This window comes from Aquitalea sp., from assembly GCF_030150775.1.
In the GTDB taxonomy this organism is placed as follows: domain Bacteria; phylum Pseudomonadota; class Gammaproteobacteria; order Burkholderiales; family Chromobacteriaceae; genus Aquitalea; species Aquitalea denitrificans.
Genome location: NZ_JASLFG010000040.1, coordinates 1 through 20,322, shown reverse-complemented (window position 1 = coordinate 20,322; position 20,322 = coordinate 1). Strand labels below are relative to the sequence as shown.

Annotated in this window: 17 protein-coding genes; 6 read left to right on the top strand and 11 right to left on the bottom strand. The window is 57.6% G+C overall.

The window, feature by feature from the left end; genetic code table 11:
- Positions 1–706 precede the first annotated feature (706 nt).
- The 6 genes from fdhA (at position 707) to QVF59_RS14480 (ending at position 8,288) form a co-directional block, all read left to right on the top strand.
- Complete coding sequence (fdhA, locus tag QVF59_RS14505; protein WP_287880861.1) at positions 707–1,909, top strand: formaldehyde dehydrogenase, glutathione-independent; 1,203 nt, start codon at positions 707–709, stop codon at positions 1,907–1,909.
- Between the two features lie 145 nt (positions 1,910–2,054).
- Entirely contained in the window at positions 2,055–2,531 is a 477-nt protein-coding gene (locus tag QVF59_RS14500) for a formate dehydrogenase subunit gamma (RefSeq protein ID WP_287880859.1), read from the top strand.
- A complete protein-coding gene (locus QVF59_RS14495) occupies positions 2,525–4,084 on the top strand; it encodes an NADH-ubiquinone oxidoreductase-F iron-sulfur binding region domain-containing protein (RefSeq protein ID WP_287880857.1) in 1,560 nt (519 codons plus the stop codon). The genes QVF59_RS14500 and QVF59_RS14495 overlap by 7 nt, the downstream gene beginning before the upstream one ends.
- A complete protein-coding gene (gene fdhF, locus QVF59_RS14490) occupies positions 4,081–6,951 on the top strand; it encodes a formate dehydrogenase subunit alpha (protein WP_287880855.1) in 2,871 nt (956 codons plus the stop codon). The genes QVF59_RS14495 and fdhF overlap by 4 nt, the downstream gene beginning before the upstream one ends.
- On the top strand, positions 6,948–7,178 hold the full coding sequence (locus tag QVF59_RS14485) for a formate dehydrogenase subunit delta (protein WP_287880853.1): 231 nt from the start codon (positions 6,948–6,950) through the stop codon (positions 7,176–7,178). Before fdhF ends, QVF59_RS14485 begins: the two co-directional genes overlap by 4 nt.
- Positions 7,179–7,391: 213 nt before the next feature.
- The gene (locus QVF59_RS14480; RefSeq protein WP_287880851.1) at positions 7,392–8,288 is read left to right on the top strand and encodes a substrate-binding periplasmic protein; all 897 of its coding nucleotides are present in this window, start codon (positions 7,392–7,394) and stop codon (positions 8,286–8,288) included.
- 116 nt (positions 8,289–8,404) lie between these two features.
- Here the strand turns inward: QVF59_RS14480 and QVF59_RS14475 are convergent, their stop codons facing one another.
- From QVF59_RS14475 to udk, 11 genes are all read right to left on the bottom strand, one after another.
- Positions 8,405–9,511 carry a fimbrial protein gene (locus QVF59_RS14475; RefSeq protein WP_287880849.1) on the bottom strand — a complete coding sequence of 369 codons (1,107 nt, stop codon included), beginning with the start codon at positions 9,509–9,511 and terminating at the stop codon, positions 8,405–8,407.
- Between the two features lie 128 nt (positions 9,512–9,639).
- On the bottom strand, positions 9,640–9,846 hold the full coding sequence (locus tag QVF59_RS14470) for a hypothetical protein (RefSeq protein WP_287880847.1): 207 nt from the start codon (positions 9,844–9,846) through the stop codon (positions 9,640–9,642).
- Positions 9,847–9,986: 140 nt separating this feature from the next.
- Positions 9,987–11,084: a fimbrial protein gene (locus QVF59_RS14465; protein WP_287880845.1), complete on the bottom strand. Its 1,098-nt coding sequence runs from the start codon at positions 11,082–11,084 to the stop codon at positions 9,987–9,989.
- A 1,375-nt stretch (positions 11,085–12,459) separates the two neighbouring features.
- Positions 12,460–12,840 (bottom strand): hypothetical protein, encoded by a 381-nt coding sequence (locus QVF59_RS14460; protein ID WP_287880843.1) that lies wholly within the window; start codon positions 12,838–12,840, stop codon positions 12,460–12,462.
- A 3-nt stretch (positions 12,841–12,843) separates the two neighbouring features.
- Entirely contained in the window at positions 12,844–13,506 is a 663-nt protein-coding gene (locus QVF59_RS14455) for a tlde1 domain-containing protein (protein WP_287880841.1), read from the bottom strand.
- 80 nt (positions 13,507–13,586) lie between these two features.
- Positions 13,587–14,495 carry a sugar kinase gene (locus tag QVF59_RS14450; protein ID WP_287880839.1) on the bottom strand — a complete coding sequence of 303 codons (909 nt, stop codon included), beginning with the start codon at positions 14,493–14,495 and terminating at the stop codon, positions 13,587–13,589.
- A gap of 63 nt (positions 14,496–14,558) precedes the next feature.
- Complete coding sequence (locus QVF59_RS14445; protein ID WP_205677484.1) at positions 14,559–14,945, bottom strand: RidA family protein; 387 nt, start codon at positions 14,943–14,945, stop codon at positions 14,559–14,561.
- Positions 14,946–14,964: 19 nt separating this feature from the next.
- On the bottom strand, positions 14,965–16,440 hold the full coding sequence (locus tag QVF59_RS14440; protein ID WP_287880838.1) for an N-acyl-D-amino-acid deacylase family protein: 1,476 nt from the start codon (positions 16,438–16,440) through the stop codon (positions 14,965–14,967).
- Between the two features lie 81 nt (positions 16,441–16,521).
- Positions 16,522–17,874 (bottom strand): GntT/GntP/DsdX family permease, encoded by a 1,353-nt coding sequence (locus QVF59_RS14435; protein WP_159875021.1) that lies wholly within the window; start codon positions 17,872–17,874, stop codon positions 16,522–16,524.
- Between the two features lie 67 nt (positions 17,875–17,941).
- Positions 17,942–19,213, bottom strand: a complete 1,272-nt coding sequence (locus QVF59_RS14430) for an amino acid deaminase (RefSeq protein WP_159875022.1) — start codon at positions 19,211–19,213, stop codon at positions 17,942–17,944.
- A gap of 457 nt (positions 19,214–19,670) precedes the next feature.
- The coding region (gene udk / locus QVF59_RS14425) for a uridine kinase (protein ID WP_502866811.1) at positions 19,671–20,322 on the bottom strand (652 nt) is incomplete at its 5' end.

The following is a 20,322-nucleotide window of genomic DNA, read 5'->3' as shown; positions in this document are numbered from 1 at the left end:
CAAAGAAAAGGCGACCCGCAGCGCGTCGAATTCCCGCCCCAGCCGCACCACCCAAGGCGCGGCTGAACTCGCACCGTGCTACCGTCACGGTGCTCAAACATGCAGCCGCTTAAGACCTTGGGCGGCACGCCCGTGTCGGCTCGCGCTGACGGGACTGGGCCAGCTCCGACAGGAGTTGTTAATCAGAAAACCACCGCACCAACGCGCCCATGGCCCCGTCAAGCATGCCGACGGGTGGCCGGGGCGAGGTTTTAAGCGCCTGCAATGTCTGAGCGATTTGACGTTAGCAAATCGCGAGTTCAGGCGCGCCTCGCACCGGGCGGGACCTGTCGGGTAGCCGCAGGCCATGCTTGTGGGGTGGCCTTGGAGGTGAAGGAGGGCTTGGCCAGGCAAGCCCTCTTTCCCGTCCGCCGCGCGGAAGCGGCGTGGAAAAGATCATCCGCGTGAGCGGATGCATAGCTGTCTTTACTACTAAGCTGCTGTCGGACTCGGACTCGGACTTCTGTACATAAAACCCCATGATTACACAGGTTTTTTTATCCACCGGGCGAATAGCCCACAGACGTTATCCACCGCAAAGCTGTCGCATTTGTTCAAGTTGCCCACCCGCCGCTCCCTTATCTTGGGGTGGGCCGCCAGCCATGGCTGGCGCAGGCTCCCCCCGGAGCGGGGCGCGCTCCGATGCAGTTGCAGTGAGGAGACAACAATGACGGGTAACCGCGGAGTAGTTTATGTAGGGCCAGGCAAGGTAGAAGTACAGTCCATTCCCTTTCCCGAACTGGTATCCCCCCAGGGCCGCAAGCTGGGCCATGGGGTCATCCTGAAAGTACTCAGCACCAATATCTGTGGCTCGGACCAGCACATGGTGCGTGGCCGCACCACCGCGCCTTCCGGCCTGGTGCTGGGGCATGAAATCACCGGCGAGGTGATCGAGCTGGGCAGCGATGTGGAAACCCTGAAAAAGGGCGACATCGTGTCGGTGCCGTTCAATGTGGCGTGCGGCCGTTGCCGCTGCTGCAAGGAACAACATACCGGCGTGTGCCTGTCGGTAAACCCCTCCCGCGCCGGTGGCGCTTATGGCTATGTCGACATGGGCGGCTGGGTGGGCGGGCAGGCGGAATACGTGATGGTGCCTTATGCCGACTTCAACCTGCTGAAATTCCCCGACCGCGATCAGGCCATGGCCAAGATACGCGATCTCACCTGCCTGTCCGACATCCTGCCCACCGGTTATCACGGTGCCGTTTCCGCCGGGGTTGGCCCCGGCAGCACGGTGTATGTGGCCGGTGCCGGGCCGGTGGGTCTGGCGGCGGCGGCTTCCGCCCGCTTGCTGGGCGCGGCGGTGGTGATTGTGGGGGATGTGAACCCGGCGCGGCTGGTGCATGCGCGGGCGGTGGGCTTTGAAACCGCTGATCTGTCGCAGGACGCTACCCTGGCCGAGCAGATTGCCGCCATTCTGGGCGTGCCGGAAGTGGACTGCGCCATCGATGCTGTTGGCTTCGAGGCGCGTGGCCACGGCCATGACGGTTCGCAGCATGAGGCCCCGGCCACCGTGCTCAATTCGCTGATGGAAGTCACCCGCGAAGCCGGCCGCATCGGCATTCCCGGCCTGTACGTCACCGATGATCCGGGTGCCAAGGACGAAGCCGCCCGCCGTGGCAGCCTGTCGGTGCGACTGGGGCTGGGCTGGGCCAAGTCACATACCTTCTTTACCGGCCAGACCCCGGTGATGAAGTACAACCGTGCACTGATGCAGGCCATTTTGTGGGACCGCATCAATATTGCTGAAGTGGTGGGCGTGGAGCTGATCACGCTGGATCAGGCCCCGCAGGGCTATGCGGCTTTCGATGGCGGAGCACCGAAGAAATTCGTTATCGACCCGCATCTGCAATTGCTCAGCGCAGCCTGATACTGAGCTCACCATCAAGTAGTACATGCCCGACTGGCAGCTAACGCCAATTGGGCATTGCAGTGCGCTGCCAGACGGCGCAATCTTGCCGTCTGGCAGTCAAACAGCATGTTTTCAAGCAAGGCTCACGCGCAGGACCGCAAGCATGAACACACAACAACAAGAGACACTCCAGCAACTGCTGCAGCAATACCGGGACCTGCCCGGCGGCCTGCTGCCGCTGCTGCATGCCGTACAGGATGCACTGGGCCATATTCCGGCGGATGCCATCCAGGCCATTGCCCGTGCCATGAACCAGAGCCAGGCCGAGGTGCATGGCGTCATCGGCTTTTATCACGATTTCCGTACCTCCCCGCCTGCCGCGCACAGCCTGCGCCTGTGCCGCGCCGAAGCCTGCCAGAGCATGGGCTCCGAGGCGCTGGCCGCCCAGCTGCGCACGCAACTGGGGGTGGAGGATCACGGCCACACGGCGGACGGCCAGCTGGAATTGCGCCCGGTGTACTGCCTGGGGGCCTGTGCCTGTGCCCCGGCCTTGCAACTGGATGGCCAGCTGCACGCCCGTGTCACTCCGGAAAAACTCAGTGCCCTGCTGGCATCCTGTAGCAAGGAGGCAAAATGCTGACCCTGTATATCCCGATGGATTCGGTAGCCTGCGCCGTGGGTGCGGATGCCGTGGCGGCAGCCTTCGCTGCCGAAGCGGCACGCCGCAATCTGGACATCGATATCGTGCGCACCAGCTCGCGCGGCCTGTTCTGGCTGGAGCCGCTGGTGGAGGTGGACACCCCGCAAGGCCGTGCCGGTTACCGTGAAGTCAGCCCGGATGACGTGGCCAGCCTGCTGGATGTGGACCTGGCCGCCAATGGCGATCATTTGTTGTCGGTGGGGCTGGTGGAACAGCTGCCCTATCTGAAAACCCAGCAGCGCCTGCTGTTTGCCCGCGCCGGCATTACCAGCCCGCTGTCGCTGGAACATTACCTGGCTCACGGTGGCTATCAGGGGCTGGAACACGCGGCGCGGCTGAGCCACGACGAAATCGTGGCCGAGGTGCTGGAATCCGGCTTGCGTGGCCGTGGGGGTGCAGCCTTCCCGGCTGGTATCAAATGGCGCACCGTGCGTCAGGCCCAGGCCGAACAGAAATACGTGGTGTGCAATGCCGATGAGGGCGATTCAGGCAGCTTTGCCGACCGCATGCTGATGGAGGGCGACCCCTTCCTGCTGATTGAAGGCATGACCATTGCCGGGCTGGCGGTAGGTGCCAGCCGTGGCTATATCTATGTGCGCTCCGAATACGCTCCGGCCATTGCCGTGCTGCGTCAGGCGATAGACATTGCCCGCGCCCATAGCTATCTGGGCGAGGATGTGGCCCATGGCGGCCATGAATTTGATATCGAAGTGCGTGAAGGTGCCGGGGCCTATATCTGCGGCGAGGAAACCTCGCTGCTGGAGTCGGTGGAAGGCCGCCGCGGCACGGTACGCGCCAAGCCGCCACTGCCCGCCTTGCACGGCCTGTTCGGCCAGCCCACCCTGGTGCACAACGTGTTGTCGCTGGCCTCGGTGCCGCTGATTCTGTCGCGCGGGGCCAGCTGGTATCGCAATTTCGGCATGGGCCGCTCGCTGGGCACCATGGCTTTCCAGCTGGCGGGCAATGTACGGCGTGGCGGGCTGGTGGAGCGGGCGTTCGGTCTGACCTTGCGCGAACTGGTGTTCGATTACGGCGGCGGTACTGCCAGCGGCAAACCGGTAAAAGCGGTGCAGCTGGGCGGCCCGTTGGGCGCGTGGATTCCACCGTCGCAGTTTGATACCCCGCTGGATTACGAAGCGCTGGCCGCCATTGGCGCCATGCTGGGCCACGGTGGTGCGGTGTTGTGCGATGACAGCCTGCACCTGGGGCAGATGGCACGCTTTGCCATGCAGTTCTGCGCCGAGGAATCCTGCGGCAAATGCACGCCCTGTCGTATCGGCTCCACCCGCGGGGTGGAAGTCATCGAGCGGCTGCTGGCGGCACCGGATAGCGCCGAGCGGGAACGCCAGCGCGCGCTGCTGGATGATCTGTGCGACACCATGCAATACGGTTCCTTGTGCGCGCTGGGCGGCATGACCCCCTTCCCCGTGCAAAGTGCCATGCGTCATTTCCCGGCCGATTTCGGGCTGGACACTCAGGAGCAAGCACGATGAGCTGCCAATGCGGAGCAGGTGCATCCTGCAACAAGGACATGGGCACGCCGGCCCGCCCCGGCGAGGCTAGCATCACCCTCACCATCGACGGCCAGAACATCAGCGTGCCGCCGGGTACTTCTGTCATGCACGCGGCGGCGCTGCTGGACACCGCCATTCCCAAGCTGTGCGCCACCGACAGCCTGGAGCCGTTTGGCTCCTGCCGAATGTGCATGGTGGAAATCGACGGTCATCGCGGCTATCCGGCCTCCTGTACCACGCCAGTCTCGCCCGGCATGGTGGTGCGCACCCAGAGCGACAAGCTGGCCAGACTGCGCCGTGGCGTGATGGAGCTGTATATCTCCGACCATCCGCTCGATTGCCTTACCTGCAGTGCCAATGGCAATTGCGAGCTGCAAACCGTGGCCGGGCAGGTGGGCCTGCGCGAAGTGCGCTATGGCATGGACGGTGCCAACCATCTGCAGGACAAGAAAGACGTTTCCAACCCGTATTTCGATTACGACCCGTCCAAGTGCATCGTGTGCAACCGTTGCGTGCGCGCCTGTGAAGAAACCCAGGGTACTTTTGCGCTGACCATTGCCGGACGCGGTTTCGATTCCCGCGTCAGCCCGGCGGGCGGCGCGGATTTTCTCGGTTCGGAATGTGTGTCCTGCGGGGCCTGCGTGCAGGCCTGCCCCACCGCCACGCTGATGGAAAAGAGCGTCATCCAGTGGGGCCAGCCGGAGCGCAGCGTCATCACCACCTGCGCCTATTGCGGCGTGGGCTGCTCCTTCCGTGCCGAACTCAAGGGGAACCAGCTGGTGCGCATGGTGCCGGACAAGAATGGCCAGGCCAACCATGGCCACTCCTGCGTCAAGGGTCGCTTTGCCTGGGGCTATGCCACCCACCCGGACCGCATCACCAAGCCGATGATTCGCAGCAGCATCGACGAGCCGTGGCAGGAAGTCAGCTGGGAAGAGGCGCTGAACCATGCCGCCAGCGAATTCCGCCGCATCCAGCAAAAATATGGACGTGACGCGGTGGGCGGCATCACCTCCAGCCGCTGCACCAATGAAGAAACCTATCTGGTGCAAAAGCTGGTGCGTGCCGCCTTTGGCAATAACAACGTCGATACCTGCGCCCGCGTCTGCCATTCGCCCACCGGCTATGGCCTGAAACAGACACTGGGCGAATCCGCCGGTACCCAGAGCTTCGACTCGGTGATGCAGGCTGATGTGGTGCTGGTGATCGGGGCCAACCCCAGCGATGCCCACCCGGTGTTTGCCTCGCAATTGAAACGTCGCCTGCGCCAGGGTGCGCAGCTGATTGTCATCGACCCGCGCCGTATCGACCTGGTGGACGCCATCCACGCCCGCGCTGCCCATCATCTGGCGCTGCGCCCCGGCACCAATGTGGCCATGCTCAATGCCTTGGCCCATGTCATCGTCACCGAAGGGCTGCTGGACGAGGACTTTGTCGCCGCCCGTTGCGATAGCGAAGCCTTTGGCCACTGGCGGCACTTTGTCGCCCAGCCGGAACACGCGCCGGAGGCCATGGCCGAAGTATGCGGCGTGGCGGCCGACGACATCCGCGCCGCCGCCCGGCTGTATGCCAGCGCTGGCAATGCCGCCATCTATTACGGCTTGGGGGTGACCGAACACAGCCAGGGCAGCACTTCGGTAATGGCGATTGCCAACCTGGCCATGGCCACCGGCAATATCGGCCGCGAAGGCGTGGGGGTGAACCCGCTGCGCGGCCAGAACAATGTGCAAGGCTCCTGCGACATGGGCAGCTTCCCGCACGAATTCCCCGGCTACCGCCATGTGTCGGACGACGTGGTGCGCGCCGAATTCGAACAGGCCTGGGGCGTGTCGCTGCATAACGAACCCGGCCTGCGCATTCCCAATATGTTCGAAGCCGCGCTGGATGGCAGCTTCAAGGCGCTGTACTGCCAGGGCGAGGACATTGCGCAGAGCGACCCCAACACCCAGCATGTCACCGCCGCGCTGTCGGCCATGGAGTGCGTGGTGGTGCAGGATATCTTCCTCAACGAAACCGCCAAGTTCGCCCATGTATTCTTGCCGGGCAGCTCCTTCCTGGAAAAGGACGGCACCTTCACCAATGCCGAGCGCCGCATCTCGCGCGTGCGCAAGGTGATGGACCCGCTGGGCGGCAAGGCCGACTGGGAAGTCACCGTAGCACTGGCCCAGGCCTTGGGTTATGCCATGGATTACAGCCATCCGTCGCAAATCATGGATGAAATCGCCCGCCTGACGCCCACTTTCAACAGCGTCAGCTATGCCGCGCTGGAGCGCCACGGCAGCCTGCAATGGCCATGCAATGCGGCGGCACCGGATGGCACCGTCACCATGCATATCGGCGAATTCGTGCGCGGCAAGGGCCGCTTCATGATCACCCGCTATGTGCCGACCGAAGAGCGCGTCAACAGCCGCTTCCCGCTGCTGCTCACCACCGGGCGCATCCTCAGCCAGTACAATGTCGGCGCGCAAACCCGCCGCACCGACAACGTGGCCTGGCACGAGGAAGACCGGCTGGAAATCCACCCTGCCGATGCCGAGAACCGTGGCATCGTCGATGGCGACTGGGTGGGCGTGGCCAGCCGCGCCGGCCAGACCGTGCTGCGCGCCAAGGTAAGCGAACGAGTGGCGGCCGGGGTGGTGTACACCACCTTCCACTTCCCGGAATCCGGTGCCAATGTCATCACCACGGATAATTCAGACTGGGCCACCAACTGCCCGGAATACAAGGTGACAGCGGTGGAAATCATCAAGGTCAACCAGCCGTCGGAATGGCAGCAACGCTACCGCCATTTCAGCCGTCAGCAACAGGAACTGCTGCGGCAAGGCCGTGGGGAGGAGGTGCAATGAACCCGTCACAGCTGGTGAAGATGGCCAATCAGATCAGCGACTTTTTCAGCGCCGATTGCAGCGAGGAAGACGCAGCGGCGGAAATCGCCAGCCATCTGCAACGCTTCTGGGCCCCGGCCATGCGCCAGCGGCTGGCCCTGGCTGTGCAACAGGGCGAGGCGCAAGACTTGCGCCCGGCGGCACGGCGGGCTGTCCAGGCGCTGACATCGCCGGTGGAACAGCATTGACAAGCGGGATGCGCAGCAAGCTGACTGCGCATCCCGGTCTTGTCCTGCCCGGCCACTCTTCCCCTCCGTGCTTTTGCCCCAGCATGCCCGCCAAGTAACAAAACTTGTCATTCCCGCGAGCTGCAGTATGCTGGGCGAGAGATTGCCGTGGATGCAGACATCGATGAACTTTCATACTGTCTGCGTAAGCTAAGGCAGCACAGGACGGGACTCATGCCATCATCCAGTATTTTCAAGCCCTTCTCTTGCCGGCACCCGTGGCGCGTCCGGCTGTTGGCGCTGCTCTGTCTGCCTGGGCTGGCACATGCGCAGGCGGCAGATCAGGTAATCCGTTATTACCCTGGCGGCAGCATATACGCTTATCGCTGGGCCTTGCTCCAATTGGCGCTGGATCATGTGGAAAAGCTGGATCATCGTCACTACGAACTGGTGCCGCTGAACGAAAAGGTCACGCAATGGCGTGCCGAACAGCTGTTGAGCTCAGGCAAGGTGGATGTGGTGGCCTTTGCCCCGAATGCACAGCGCGAGCGGCTGCTGCAGCCGGTGCGCATGGACATCCTCAAGGGCATCATCGGCTACCGGGTGTTTTTTGTGCGCAAGGACGATCTGCCCATCTTCAAGGGCATGACCCCACAGCAATTCCGAGCTGGAGTCCGACTGGGCCTCAACAGCCAGTGGGCTGATTACCCCATCATGAAAAACAACGGTTACGAAGTGCTGGCATCCATCGGCTACGAAAGCCTGTTCGAGATGCTGGCCGCCGGGCGTTTCGATGCCTTCCCGCGCGGGTTGAACGAGGTGGGCAGTGAAATGAAGGAGCAGTTGCCGCGTTTTCCTGGTCTGACCCTGGAAAAAACCAAGGCCATCTATTTTCCCTTCCCGGTGTATTTCTGGGTCAGTAAGGAAAATACGCCCCTGGCCAAGCGCGTGCTGCAAGGTCTGAAAATGGCCGAGCGGGATGGCAGCTTCAAGGCGCTGTTCCTGCGCCACCATGCCGATGCCATCCGGCTGCTGGCCGACAATGGCTGGCAAACCACACAGATAGCCAATACCGAATTACCGCCCGGTAATGTAAAACCGGATACCAGCTGGTGGTGGAAGCGGCGCTGAACAGGTTTGATGCAGTCTGCTAGTTATCCACTAAAGAGAGGCCCGTGAGAGCCTCTTTGACATTGTGTACGGAACGGTATTGCAACTGTTTTGCAACGGGCAGGAAATCACGCCGCTTACTGATAGCTCATGGTGAAGGTGGCACGTCCGGTTACTATGCCAGCGGTAACGCTGGGCGCGGTCTGGATGTAACGCACGCTCAGCGGGATGACATAGCTGCTAACGCCTTGGGCAATATTGGCTACTTTCCATTGATTGGTATTTCCAGTGGCGCTGGAATCAGGGCCATAGCCAATTGGCGTACCGTTATTAAGAATCTGTAAGCCCAGGCCACTTGCCGTACCTGTACCAGTTGCCAGAGATAGCGTAGTGGAGGTATTTCCGGGTTGATTGATATCACTGAGGGTAATATACGCGTTAGTGCTGGTGTTGAGGCTGCCTCCAGTACATGTCAGGCCGATCTGGAAAGGTCGATTGCCAAAGGTGGAGCCAATACCCCTGAAGGTTGAGGTTGATGGATTCAATAAGGACACGGTGATGTTAGAAGTGTTGACTGCACAAGTAGGTACCTTGGCTTGAATCAATACCGGGCTAGCCCATAACATCTGTGCAACCAATTGCTTGCTTGGCTGAATACGGTATTCACCTAATACATTGCTCAATGTGCCATTGGCAGTGATTTCCCCAGTTTTTATCAACTCAACAGTAATATTGTAGTTGCTTGCAAAAGTACTGGTTTTGCTTAGCGATAGCAGCGGCCACACTCCAGATGAGGAGGATATTTTCAAGCCTAATCCGGCCACTGATGTTGGAAATATGCCATTGACTACCGGGAGCTGCGGGGCCACATCCCAACTCCAGGTAGATTCTGTGCAACTGATGGTTGGTTGACCGCTTCCCTTGTAGTTGCTAATGCTTACAGTCCCGGTCGCTTGGTAGATACTCTGCCCTACGGTATAGTCCGTTGGATTGAATGATGGTGGATTTATGCCTGCAACATTGAATGTGTAATAGCTTAATCCATTTGTGGTGGATACAGTGCAGATTGCATGACTTGCCTGTGAGGCAAGTGAAAATAGAATGATTAATAAATATTTATTTGAAATGTACAAGTGTATTTTTGGCTTGCCATTTTCATGTTCGGGATATTTTTTATGGTTGATTAATGAGATTTTTATGATGAAAATATTTAAAATGGTATGGAGAGTAAAGTAATTTCCCATATGCTAGCTTTCATTGAATAGGGTTTGTCCTGTCAAATTTGTACAGTTTCGCAAGCCAAGCATAGTGAAAATTTTGGTTTCGTATATAAGAAATTTCCTAATTATTAATACGATATTGATGTATTTATTCAATGCCCATCAAAAGCAGGTGCTTGCTTCTGTGCCAACCATATATCCAAAAGCCCGTTGAGAAATACGCTGATATAGCCGAAATCCATTTTCGAATGAGCAAAAAATGGGCTATTCAGCGGGCTGAGCACCAATAAAATGGTGGTGGCCAATTGCTGGCAAACCACGCTGATTGCCAATGCCGAATTACCGTCTGGCAATGCCAAACCGGATACCAGTTGGTGGTGGAAGCGGCGCTGAACAAGTCTGATGTAATCCGATAGTTATTCGCAAGCAGGGGCCTATACAGGCCCCTGCTGCATTCTGCTATAGCATGCCACCGGCAGTAGAATATCGGCTGTCACCACTATTGGTAGGAAAATGTGAAAGTGGCAACGGCATTGATTTTGCCAACATTAATGGCTGATGTGCGAATGTAATTGGCAGTAAAAGGAATAATCAGATTGCCAGATGTGTTATTTCCAACAAGAAACTGATTTGTAGTGCCTGCCATACTGTTGTCAGGCCCCAGGAAAATAGGGGTGCCATTTTTGCGGATTTGAATGCCGATGCCTTGGGTAGAAGAATTGCTTGTGGCAGAAAGAGTATCTGATGTGGAGTTCGGTGCGCTGTTATCCGTGATGGTCATGTATACATTAACGGGGCTGGGGCAATTGATTGCTATGTTAAATGGTGTTGTGCCAGTTGTTGAGCCAATGCTTGGGAGTGATGTTGGTAAAATGGTCGGGAGTTGAACGGCAATATTGCTGGTATTTACACTGCAACTTTTGGTTTGTATATTGATTGTCATTGCGGATAATGTAACATTTTGAGTATGCCAGTTTTTGCCTTGTGATAGGACATATTGCCAATCGGATTGCTGAATAAAAAGTTTTTGAGGGATTGAGAATGTACCGCTATTTGTGCTGTTGCTGTACCGGACAAGGCGGTAACGAAATATGGTGCTAAAGTTGCCACTTTGTATGATCGGTAGTTTGTTGAGGGTGGTAGATAAGCCTACACCATAGGATTGTAAAGAAGTTGGGCCGGTACCCATTTCTAGGTTTTGCACGGACGTGACTATCCCAATTCCATTGCCAAGGGGGTAGATAAAATATGTCAATCCATCTTCGATATAGGGTTGGGGAGGACTAGTACTGCCATGATCGTAAAAGGCGTAATATATATGGGTGTCTGGTGTGGTTTTGCAGCCGGTAAATGATAATGCGCTTTGGGTGAACCAGTTGGTTACTGGTGTAATGGTTGGTGCATTGGCCGGTATGGTTGCAATATTGATGCTGGCTGGTAGGTTGAAATAGATATTGCTGGCGGCACTGTTGGAGCAGTTGGGATTGGTGGAAGCGTCAGCATGAGCTATATTGATGCTGATGGTGGTGTAGAGCAGAACGGTTAATATTGCATTGATAATCCTTATTATGCATTGCTTGTGTGTGCGCTGTGTCATGTTTGGCTTCCTGCTTCGGCTGGAGGGTGTTTTGGAATATGGCGACTTTTTATTTAAGGCAGTGTATTGATCAGATTATTTTATCTTAGGATAGATTTTGGTGAATTCAATAGTAATTTTATATTGATGATGGCGTGTTGTTCATCGCATTGTGTGCGCTGTGTGAATTGACAGAAGCAACTTTACTGAAAATTCTATATTTATAGTCAGCGTTAATGGTTATGTAAATAAGATAATTCTTAAGAATATATATAGATAATTCCCTTTTGGTGATGTGCTCGATGTGCCCATCATCGAGCATCTGAGGTGGTGGTCTGTTCTGATGAGAGTATTTCTTGTTTTGGTGGCAGCAACAAATCGGTTGAAAATTGCCGTACTGTCGGCTTAGTGTCTGAGGCAAGCCTTGGGGCAATAATTGGGAAACCTTGCTCGCGTAGCAGTAGGGATGGGGTCTGTTCGTTGCACGCGTGGTCTGCAGCAGAGTGGTGGTATGGTGCGGGCGGAAACAAGCAAAACACCGGCAAGTTGCCGGTGTTGGATGTGATCCAATCAACGCCGTGGCATGGCTTCACCTAGGATGATGCCCCTTGCATGAGTGATGACGGCTGCGGAAAGACGGAGGACGAACGAAGCTGCCTGGGTGGGTGGCGCGTACACCGGATATATGTACTTGTTTCGTGGTGGAACACGCTGGTAAATCCTCGCGCTTCCGCCCTACCGATGGGTATGCTTTCGTAGGGTGGATGCCCCGAAGAGGCGATCCACTGGGAGCGGTTCTAAATAGCGAGAGCGGCAAGATAGGCATTGCACGCGGTTGATGCTGGCTAGTTATTGGATTTTATAGCGCGTTGACGAGAAGCATTGTTGGCAGCTCTTGTTAAAAGCCGTCCCAACAGCCACTGACACACCATGTGCATGCCAGCTGCAAGGTAAATAATGCTAGTAAAGGTAATGTTAATATGAATTTTTTAAAAGAAGTGATAGGTAGCTATAGGGGAATTAATGCAACAAGCGTTACGGCAATATTTGTAATGGTTAACAGGTAGAAAATGCTTTTGCTATGTCCCTGGATTTCCCAGAGGTAAATTCTATATTGCTCATTCACTTGATCGTATGGAAGTAGCAAGTCATTCATCATTGACAGTAAGAACAACAGTAAAAGAATGCTTGCAATTAGTTTTACGCTCAATGCCACCCACGCTTTCATGATTTCTCCCTGTGAGTGCCGAGTCTATTTGCATGTGATATGATTGCTGTGGTGGTCTTCGCTATCATGCAGGCGCGCATTGCGAACTTGTATAATTATGATGCTATACATGCTTGCATGTATTCTATTAAGTTCTGAATATGACTCGGTCAATTAGTGTAGTTGCCATTACAGTACGCGATACATGATCAGGCAAAAGTAAAAAAATATTGATGTATTGGCAATGAATGGCAGCCATAACAGCCACTTGTTTTTTATTTGAATGGGTCGCCATAGCATTAATAGAGCTAGTCCTGCTGCGATGATGTCAAATATCGCCCAGCCATAATAAATAACTATCTCCAGGTATTTTTTGTAGTGATAATATTGAGGTGGATAGGAAAATTGCTCGAAGAGTAGAAAGACTCTATGGTAGTCTGGTGTTTTGTCAAATGGTGATAGTATGTTATACAGACCGCCCACTGTGATGATAAGAAATAGATAAAAGCTGAGCAACAGTTTTAATCCATGCAGCAGGCTAGCTTTAATGCTATATCTATTTTTGATCATGGCCTAATTCCGTTCTAGCCGGCTGCGGTGGTAGCCTTGTCCATCGGGTAGGTGCTTGTAACGCACCTCCAGCAACATATCCTTCCCATAGTGCAGGAAAGATTCTGCAAAACTGTCCATGCTATTGGTTAAATCCACACACCCCGCTGACCCCGGAGATTTGCCTCCATGAATGGTGAAGCCATGACGGCCATGAACATTAGTATGTGTCTGAGGAATCAATGTTATTCGTTGTTCACCCCATGCTGTCCTACATCCAGGCCATTTTCCCAGTTTCAACTGAAGCCAACCAGTAAAACAGATCAGGCGACTAAACGAGTCTGTTCCTTCCCAGGTATAAAACTCACTCTGTTTAAGCAGATAGGAGCCTTCAGGTATCGGCCCTTTATCCCTTAGGCTTTGAAACTTCGGCGACCAATAGTCTTCACGACCAGAATAGGCGGTCCATTTTCTTTCCTGGCCGGCTTCTTGCCAAAACAGGGTTTCACCATCGAACAATAAGCTGGCTTGCCTGCGCTGCCATTCCCTGAAATGTTCTTCCACCTTCAGCAGGTCAAACAGTTCCTGATCGGTGAAACGGTAAGTATCACCATGCAGAGCATGCCGGGCCTGCTCGCGCAGTGCTCTCATAAAGTAATGATCATTACGCAAGCTATACACGTCCATCGACAGCCTCCTGCTTCATTTCATGCGTGATCTATCAAAAGCAAAACACCGGCAAGTTGCCGGTGTTGGATGTGATTCAATCAGCGCTGCGGCATGGCTTCGCGCGGGATGATGGCTCCGCTGTGGGCAATCACGGCAGCAGACAGGCGGTGGGCGAAGGCTGCGGCCTGGGCGGGTGGGTAGCCCAATACCCGGCTGGCCAGATAGCCTGCGGCAAAGGAGTCGCCGGCGGCGGTGGTGTCCACCACTTGTGGCACGGCAGTGGCCAGTACTTCTGCACGCAGTCCGGCGCTGGCCAGCAGGCAGGGTTCGCCGCCGCGTTTGATCACCACTTCTTTGCAGCCCAGTGCCAACGTGCGTTCGGCGACAGCCTCGGCAGTTTCGGCTCCGTATAGCGCTTGTTCATCGTCCAGTGTCAGCAGGCCGACATCGGCCAGCGCCAGCACGGCTTCATGTCCTGCACGTGCCTGGGTGGATGTCCACAGCGAAGGGCGGAAGTTGTTGTCGAACCAGATTTTGCCGCCATCGCGGGCAAAGTCGCGCAGGGCATCCAGCAGGCGTTGTCGTTCGTGCTCGTTGAATAGGGCCAGTGAAATGCCGGACAGGTAAATGGCTTGCAGATGCGCGGTGTGCAGCACGCTGGCAAAGTCGATGCCGGAGGCAAAGTAATGGCGTGCCGCACTGTCATTGCGCCAGTACAGGAAGCTGCGCTCGCCACGGGCATCGGTTTCCACCATGTACAGGCCGGGCAGCTTGCCCGGCAGGATGACAATGTGGCTGACATCCACGCCTTCGGCTTGCCAGTCAGCCAATAGCTGGCGGCTGAGGTTGTCCTGTCCCATGCCCGTCAGATAGCGAACATGGTGCGGGCTGTCGGCCAGAACTCGGGCCAGATAGATGGCGGTGTTCAGGGTGTCGCCACCAAAACGGCGTTGTAGCGGTTGACCGCTCAGTTCGATCATGCCTTCACCCAGGCAGGCAATATGCATGTTGCTGTCCTTCCTTGTTGTGCAGGGCAGGGCGCTGCCCTTGTGCGGGCAGCGCTGTGGTAGTCAGGGCTTTTTGTAGGCGATGCAGTCCACCTCGACCTTGCAGTCGATCACCATGCTGGACTGCACGCAGGCGCGGGCGGGCGGATGTTCGCCAAAATACTGCAGGAATACCCGGTTGAACGAGGCAAAGTCGCGGGTATCATCCAGCCACACGCCACAGCGCACCACATGTTCCGGGCTGTAACCGGCTTCCCGGAGTATGGCCAAGACGTTCTGGATACATTGGTGCGACTGGGTGACGATGCCACCTTCAATCACTTCGCCATTGATCATGGGGGTCTGACCGGAGACATACAGCCAGCCGTCAGCGGCTTGTACCGCGCGGGCAAAGGGCATGGTCTGGCCACCGGTGCCACCGGCAATGCCATAGCGTTTCAGATCGCTCATGATAGGTTTCCTTGCATGTTTACAGTGAGGGAGTAACGGGGAAGGTGGTGCGGATATCGCGGGTGCGCGGCAAAAAGCGTCCGGCACGGGCGCCGGTGGCGGCCGTGTGTTGCCAGCTGAGCGTGCCATTCACCCAGACTGCAACAATGCCTTGTGCAGCCTGTACCGGTGAGTGGAAGCTGGCTGTGTCATGGATGGTGGCTGCATCAAACAACACCAGGTCTGCCCAGTATCCGGGGCGTATCAGGCCGCGCTCGTCCAGCGCAAAGCGGCTGGCAGACAAGCCGGTCATTTTGTGAATGGCGGTTTCCAGGCTGAACAGCTTGCGTTCGCGGCAGTAGTGGCCCAGCACACGCGGAAACGCGCCCCATAGCCTGGGGTGGGGCAGCGGGTCTTCCGGCAGTCCGTCCGAGCCCACCATGGTGAGCGGGTGGCTGAGAATGCGCTCGACATCGGCCGGGTCCATGCCGTGATACACCGCGCCGGCCGGTTGCAGCTTGCGGGCGGCATCCAGCAAGGGGAGCTGCCATTGTTCGGCAATCGCCTGCAGGGTTTGGCCGGCCATGTCCGGGTGCGGGGTGGACCAGGTGATGAAAATCTCGAAATCGCTGGTGACCTGTTTCAGGTCCAGCGTGGAGGAACTGGCCGAGTAAGGGTAGCAGTCGCAGCCTACCAGCTGCTGGCGGGCAGCTTGTTCCAGTGAGGCCAGCAGTTGCGGGCTGCGCCCCCAGTTACCTTTGCCGGCGCATTTCATGTGCGACACGATGACCGGGCTGTTGGCATGGCGGCCCACGCGCCAGGCTTCGTCCATGGCTTCCAGCACCGGTTCGAATTCGCTGCGCAGATGGGTGGTGTAGATGCCGCCGAAGCTGGCCAGTTCGGCGGCCAGTTGCTCCACTTCGCTGCTGTCGGCACTGAAGGCCGATGCATAGGCAAGGCCGCTGCTCAGCCCCAGTGCCCCGTGTTGCAGGCTGTCGGCCAGCTGGGAGCGCATGGCGTTGATTTCTTCTGCGTTGGCGCAGCGGTCCAGCCTATCCAGATGATTGCTGCGCAAGGCGGTGTGGCCAACCAGCGCCGCCACATTGACGGCGGGTTCGGCGCGCCCCACCGCTGCACGGTAGTCAGCAAAGCGCGGGTAGCAAAAAGCGTCGCGCGGGCCCAGCAGGTTCATGGGGTCTGGCGGTTCGCCTTTCAGACTGACGGGCGCTGCACTGATGCCACAATTACCGACAATCACGGTGGTCACGCCCTGGCTGAGTTTGGGCTGCATCTGTGGCTGGCGTATCACCATGGTGTCGTCATGGGTGTGGACGTCGATGAAGCCCGGGGCCAAGGTCAGGCCGCGACCGTCAATTTCATGGTCGGCTTCAACCTGACCGGCCTGCCCGATCAAGGCGATGCGCTGTTGGCAAATGCCGACATCGGCCACAAACGCGGCTGCGCCACTGCCATCGACCAGATTGACCTGGCGAATCAGGGTATCCAGATGGTGCATGAGGATTCTCCGGAAGGCTCCCGGCGGCACGGCAGGCAAGGGCTTGCTGCCAGGCCGGGAGAACAGGGTGGTGAGTCTGGCTCAGAGCAGCTGGGCCAGTCCCAGCGTCAGGGCAAAGGCCACTACAGAAATCAGTGTTTCCAGCACGGTCCAGGTTTTCAGGGTCTGCACCACGGTCATGTTGAAATACTCTTTCACCAGCCAGAAACCGCCATCGTTGACGTGGGACAGAATCAGCGAGCCTGCACCTGTGGCCAGCACCAGCAGTTCCGGATGCGGATAGCCGCTGGCCATGGCGATGGGCGCGACAATCCCGGCGGCGGTGGTCATGGCCACGGTGGCCGAGCCGGTGGCCACCCGCATCAACACCGCCAGCAACCAGCCCAGCAGTAAGGGCGATAGCTGGAATTCGGCTGACAGCGCAATGATTTCCTTGGTGACGCCGGTTTCAATCAGGATGCGGTTAAGACCGCCACCAGCGCCTACCAGCAAGGTAATGGCGGCGGTGGGGGCCAGACACTCATTGGTGAACTTGAGGATGTTGTCGCGGCTGAAACCACGGGCAAGGCCCAACGTCCAGAAGCTGACCAGGGTGGCGATCAGCAAGGCGACCACCGAGTTGCCGATAAACAGCAGCAGGCCGTTCATGGCGCTACCTTTATCTGTCAGCACATTGGCCCAGCCACCGAGCAACATCAGGAATACCGGCAGCAAAATGGTGGCGATGGTGACGCCAAAGCTTGGCAGTTCGCGCTTACCGGTTTCACGCTCGGTAAACTGGCTGGCAATCGGGTTTTCTGCCGGCAGATCAATGCGCGGTGCGATAAATTTGGCAAATACTGGCCCGGCGATGATGGCGGTGGGTACGCCGACAATAATGGCGTAGAACACAGTCTTGCCCACCTGGGCGCCATATTCGCTCACGGCCAGCATGGCCGCCGGATGCGGCGGCACCAGACCATGCACCACCGACAGGCCGGCTACCATGGGCAGGCCGACCAGCAGCATGGACACACCGGCACGCTTGGCCACGGTAAAGGCAATCGGAATCAGCAACACGAAGCCCACTTCGAAGAACAGCGGCAGGCCACAGACAAAGGCGATGCACACCATGGCCCAGTGGGCGTTCTTTTCACCGAATTTGTCGATCAGCGTCAGGGCGATGCGCTCGGCACCGCCGGATTCGGCCATCATCTTGCCCAGCATGGTGCCAAGGGCCACCACCAGCGCGATATGGCCCAGTGTCTTGCCCACCCCGGTTTCATAGGCGGCCATGATGTCTTTGGCCGGCATTTGTGCAGCCAGGGCCAGACCGATGGAAACCACGGTCAGCACAATGAATGGGTTGATGCGGTATCTGGCGATCAGTACCACCAGCGCGATGATGGCGATGGCGGCATACAGCAGCAACTGGCTGCCCAGAACTGGCGTCATGTACTTCTCCTTAGTAGTGCAGGGGCAATGCCGCCTCCCGGTCTGTAGGGGGCGGTCTTTATCGGGGTCAGAACAGGGTTTCCACCGCACCGGTGACATTCAGTGCGTCATCCACCAGCAGTAGCTGGCGCCATTTGTCGAAGGTCAGGCAGGGGTGGGATATTTCGAAGGCGATCATGTCGCCCACTTGCAGGTCTGCATCGGCTGGAATGCGCATGAAGGCGTGCTGGTCCATCATGGTGCTGACAATCCAGTCGGCGGGTGCGGCGGTGGGCTGCTGGTCACGGCCAGGACGGAAGTGCAGGGATGCCTGTGGCAGTCCGGCGTCAAATGCGGCATCGCGCTTGCCAAGGGCAATGATGGCGCGGCCTTCTTCGGGCAGGGACTGGACATAAGCCCACAGTTGCAATGCCGGCAGCAGACTGCTGCCCATTTCGCGGGCGATGGGGTTCTGGCTGTGGATGCGTTGTTCGGCATGGCGATAGATGCCGACATCGTGGGTGAGGTAGCAGCCGGGACGGAGCAGGATATTGACCGGCTGTCCCGGATTGAAGCCGGTAAATTCATCGGCCACCACGTCGTACCAGGCTGAGCCGGCCCCTGTGAGGATAATGTCTTCTTCGGCAAACAGGCCGGCGGCTGCATGTGCGCGGGTTCTGGCCAGCACGGATTGCAGGAAGGCGCGGATATCGGCTTCCTGCTGCAGTACCCCTTCATAGACTTCCACGCCAATCAGGCGGAGTGATTGCGGCCAGCGGGCAATGGCGGCCAGTACGGCTTCTTCCTGTTGCGGAGAGCGGATGCCGGTGCGACCTCCCTCCACGCCGTACTCCAGCAGGATGCGCAGGTGTTGGCCCGCTGCCGCAAAATACTGGCCGAGTGCATCGACATTGGCAGCTGAATCGACAATGCAGCAGAAGCTGAAACCGGTGTCCTGCAGCAGGCGGGAAATAATGGCCATATTGGCCTTGCCCACCAGCTGGTTGGCCATCAGCATGCGGCGGATGCCATATTGATAGGCGGCATTCACTTGTGGAGCGGTAGCCAGGGTAATGCCCCAGGCACCATGTTCCAGCTGCAGGTGAAACAGCGCCGGGCTCATGGTGGTTTTTCCATGCGGTGCCAGCTTTACACCGTAGCGCTGCATGAAGTCCTGCATCCAGTGCAGATTGTGCTGGATGCGGCTCTGGCGCAGTACGGCTGCAGGCAGGCTGACCTCTTCGCGCAGGATGTTCCAGCCCAGGCTGGCAACATCGTGCAGGGAGCAGGAGGCGGGACTTTCGCCCAAGCCCTTGGTGACCGTATTCAGTTGTGTTTCCCGGAGTGGATGCTCTGCCATGAGTGTGTTTTCCTCGCCATTGCTTTAAAAAAACACAGCGAGTGAGGCTACGCTCGGGGTAATACTGGCGCGGCTGGCCAGCATGCGGCTCGCTGTGGGTCTGTACCGGGTGCTGCATGATTGCGCACGGCAGGAGGGCAGACTTTCCAGCAAGGAAGGTGGGCTGACATCTGGCCAAAAGGATGTACCTTCTAGCTCTTCCCGACAGGTGAAACTGCGGTTCACCTGTTCAGCTGCTATTGCCGGGGGCATGAGTCATTGAAAAGACGGGATTTTCCCAGCGCGGATCAGATGGCGGTGGGCTGTGGCTATGAGATGGCTGGTGAAATCCGGATGGCGGGTGCAGGCTGGTTGAGGCGTAAATGACGCATCGCGAAATGCATTACGGACTGCTGTTGCTGTGAAGGGTGGGCTATCGCATGTGGATGCGATAGCCGGTGGGATATTGCCAGCTGCATCAGCTGTTGATCAGGCTGGCAACCTTGGTGGTGATGATGTCTACTGCGGGGTCGTTGGCACCATGGGGCAGGATGACATCGGCAAAGCGCTTGGTGGGTTCGATAAACTGGTTGTGCATGGGGCGCACGGTGGCCAGATAGTGTTCGATCACATGGTCCACGGTGCGGCCACGTTCGCGAATGTCGCGTTGCAGACGGCGGATGAAACGCACGTCCGGGTCGGTATCCACGAAGATCTTCAGCGACATCATGTCGCGCAGGGCGGCATCGTATAGTGGGAACAGTCCTTCGATGACGATGACCGGGGCCGGCTTCACCGTGATGGTTTCGGTGGCCCTGGTGTGGTTGGTGAAGTCGTAGACCGGCATCTGGATGGCCCGTCCGGCCAGCAGGTCTTCTATGTGCTCAATCAGCAGCGGCCAATCAAAGGCATGCGGGTGATCGTAATTGGTGGCCAGCCGCTGCTCGAAGGTCAGATGGGCCTGATCGCGGTAGTAGTAGTCCTGCACAATGACAGCCGCCATGTCGGGACCGATGGTTTCCAGCACCTTGGCGGTGACGGTGGTCTTGCCGCTGCCGCTGCCGCCGGCAACGCCGATAATGAACGGGGTAGTCATGCTGTAAGCCTCTTGCTGCAATAACGCATAAAAA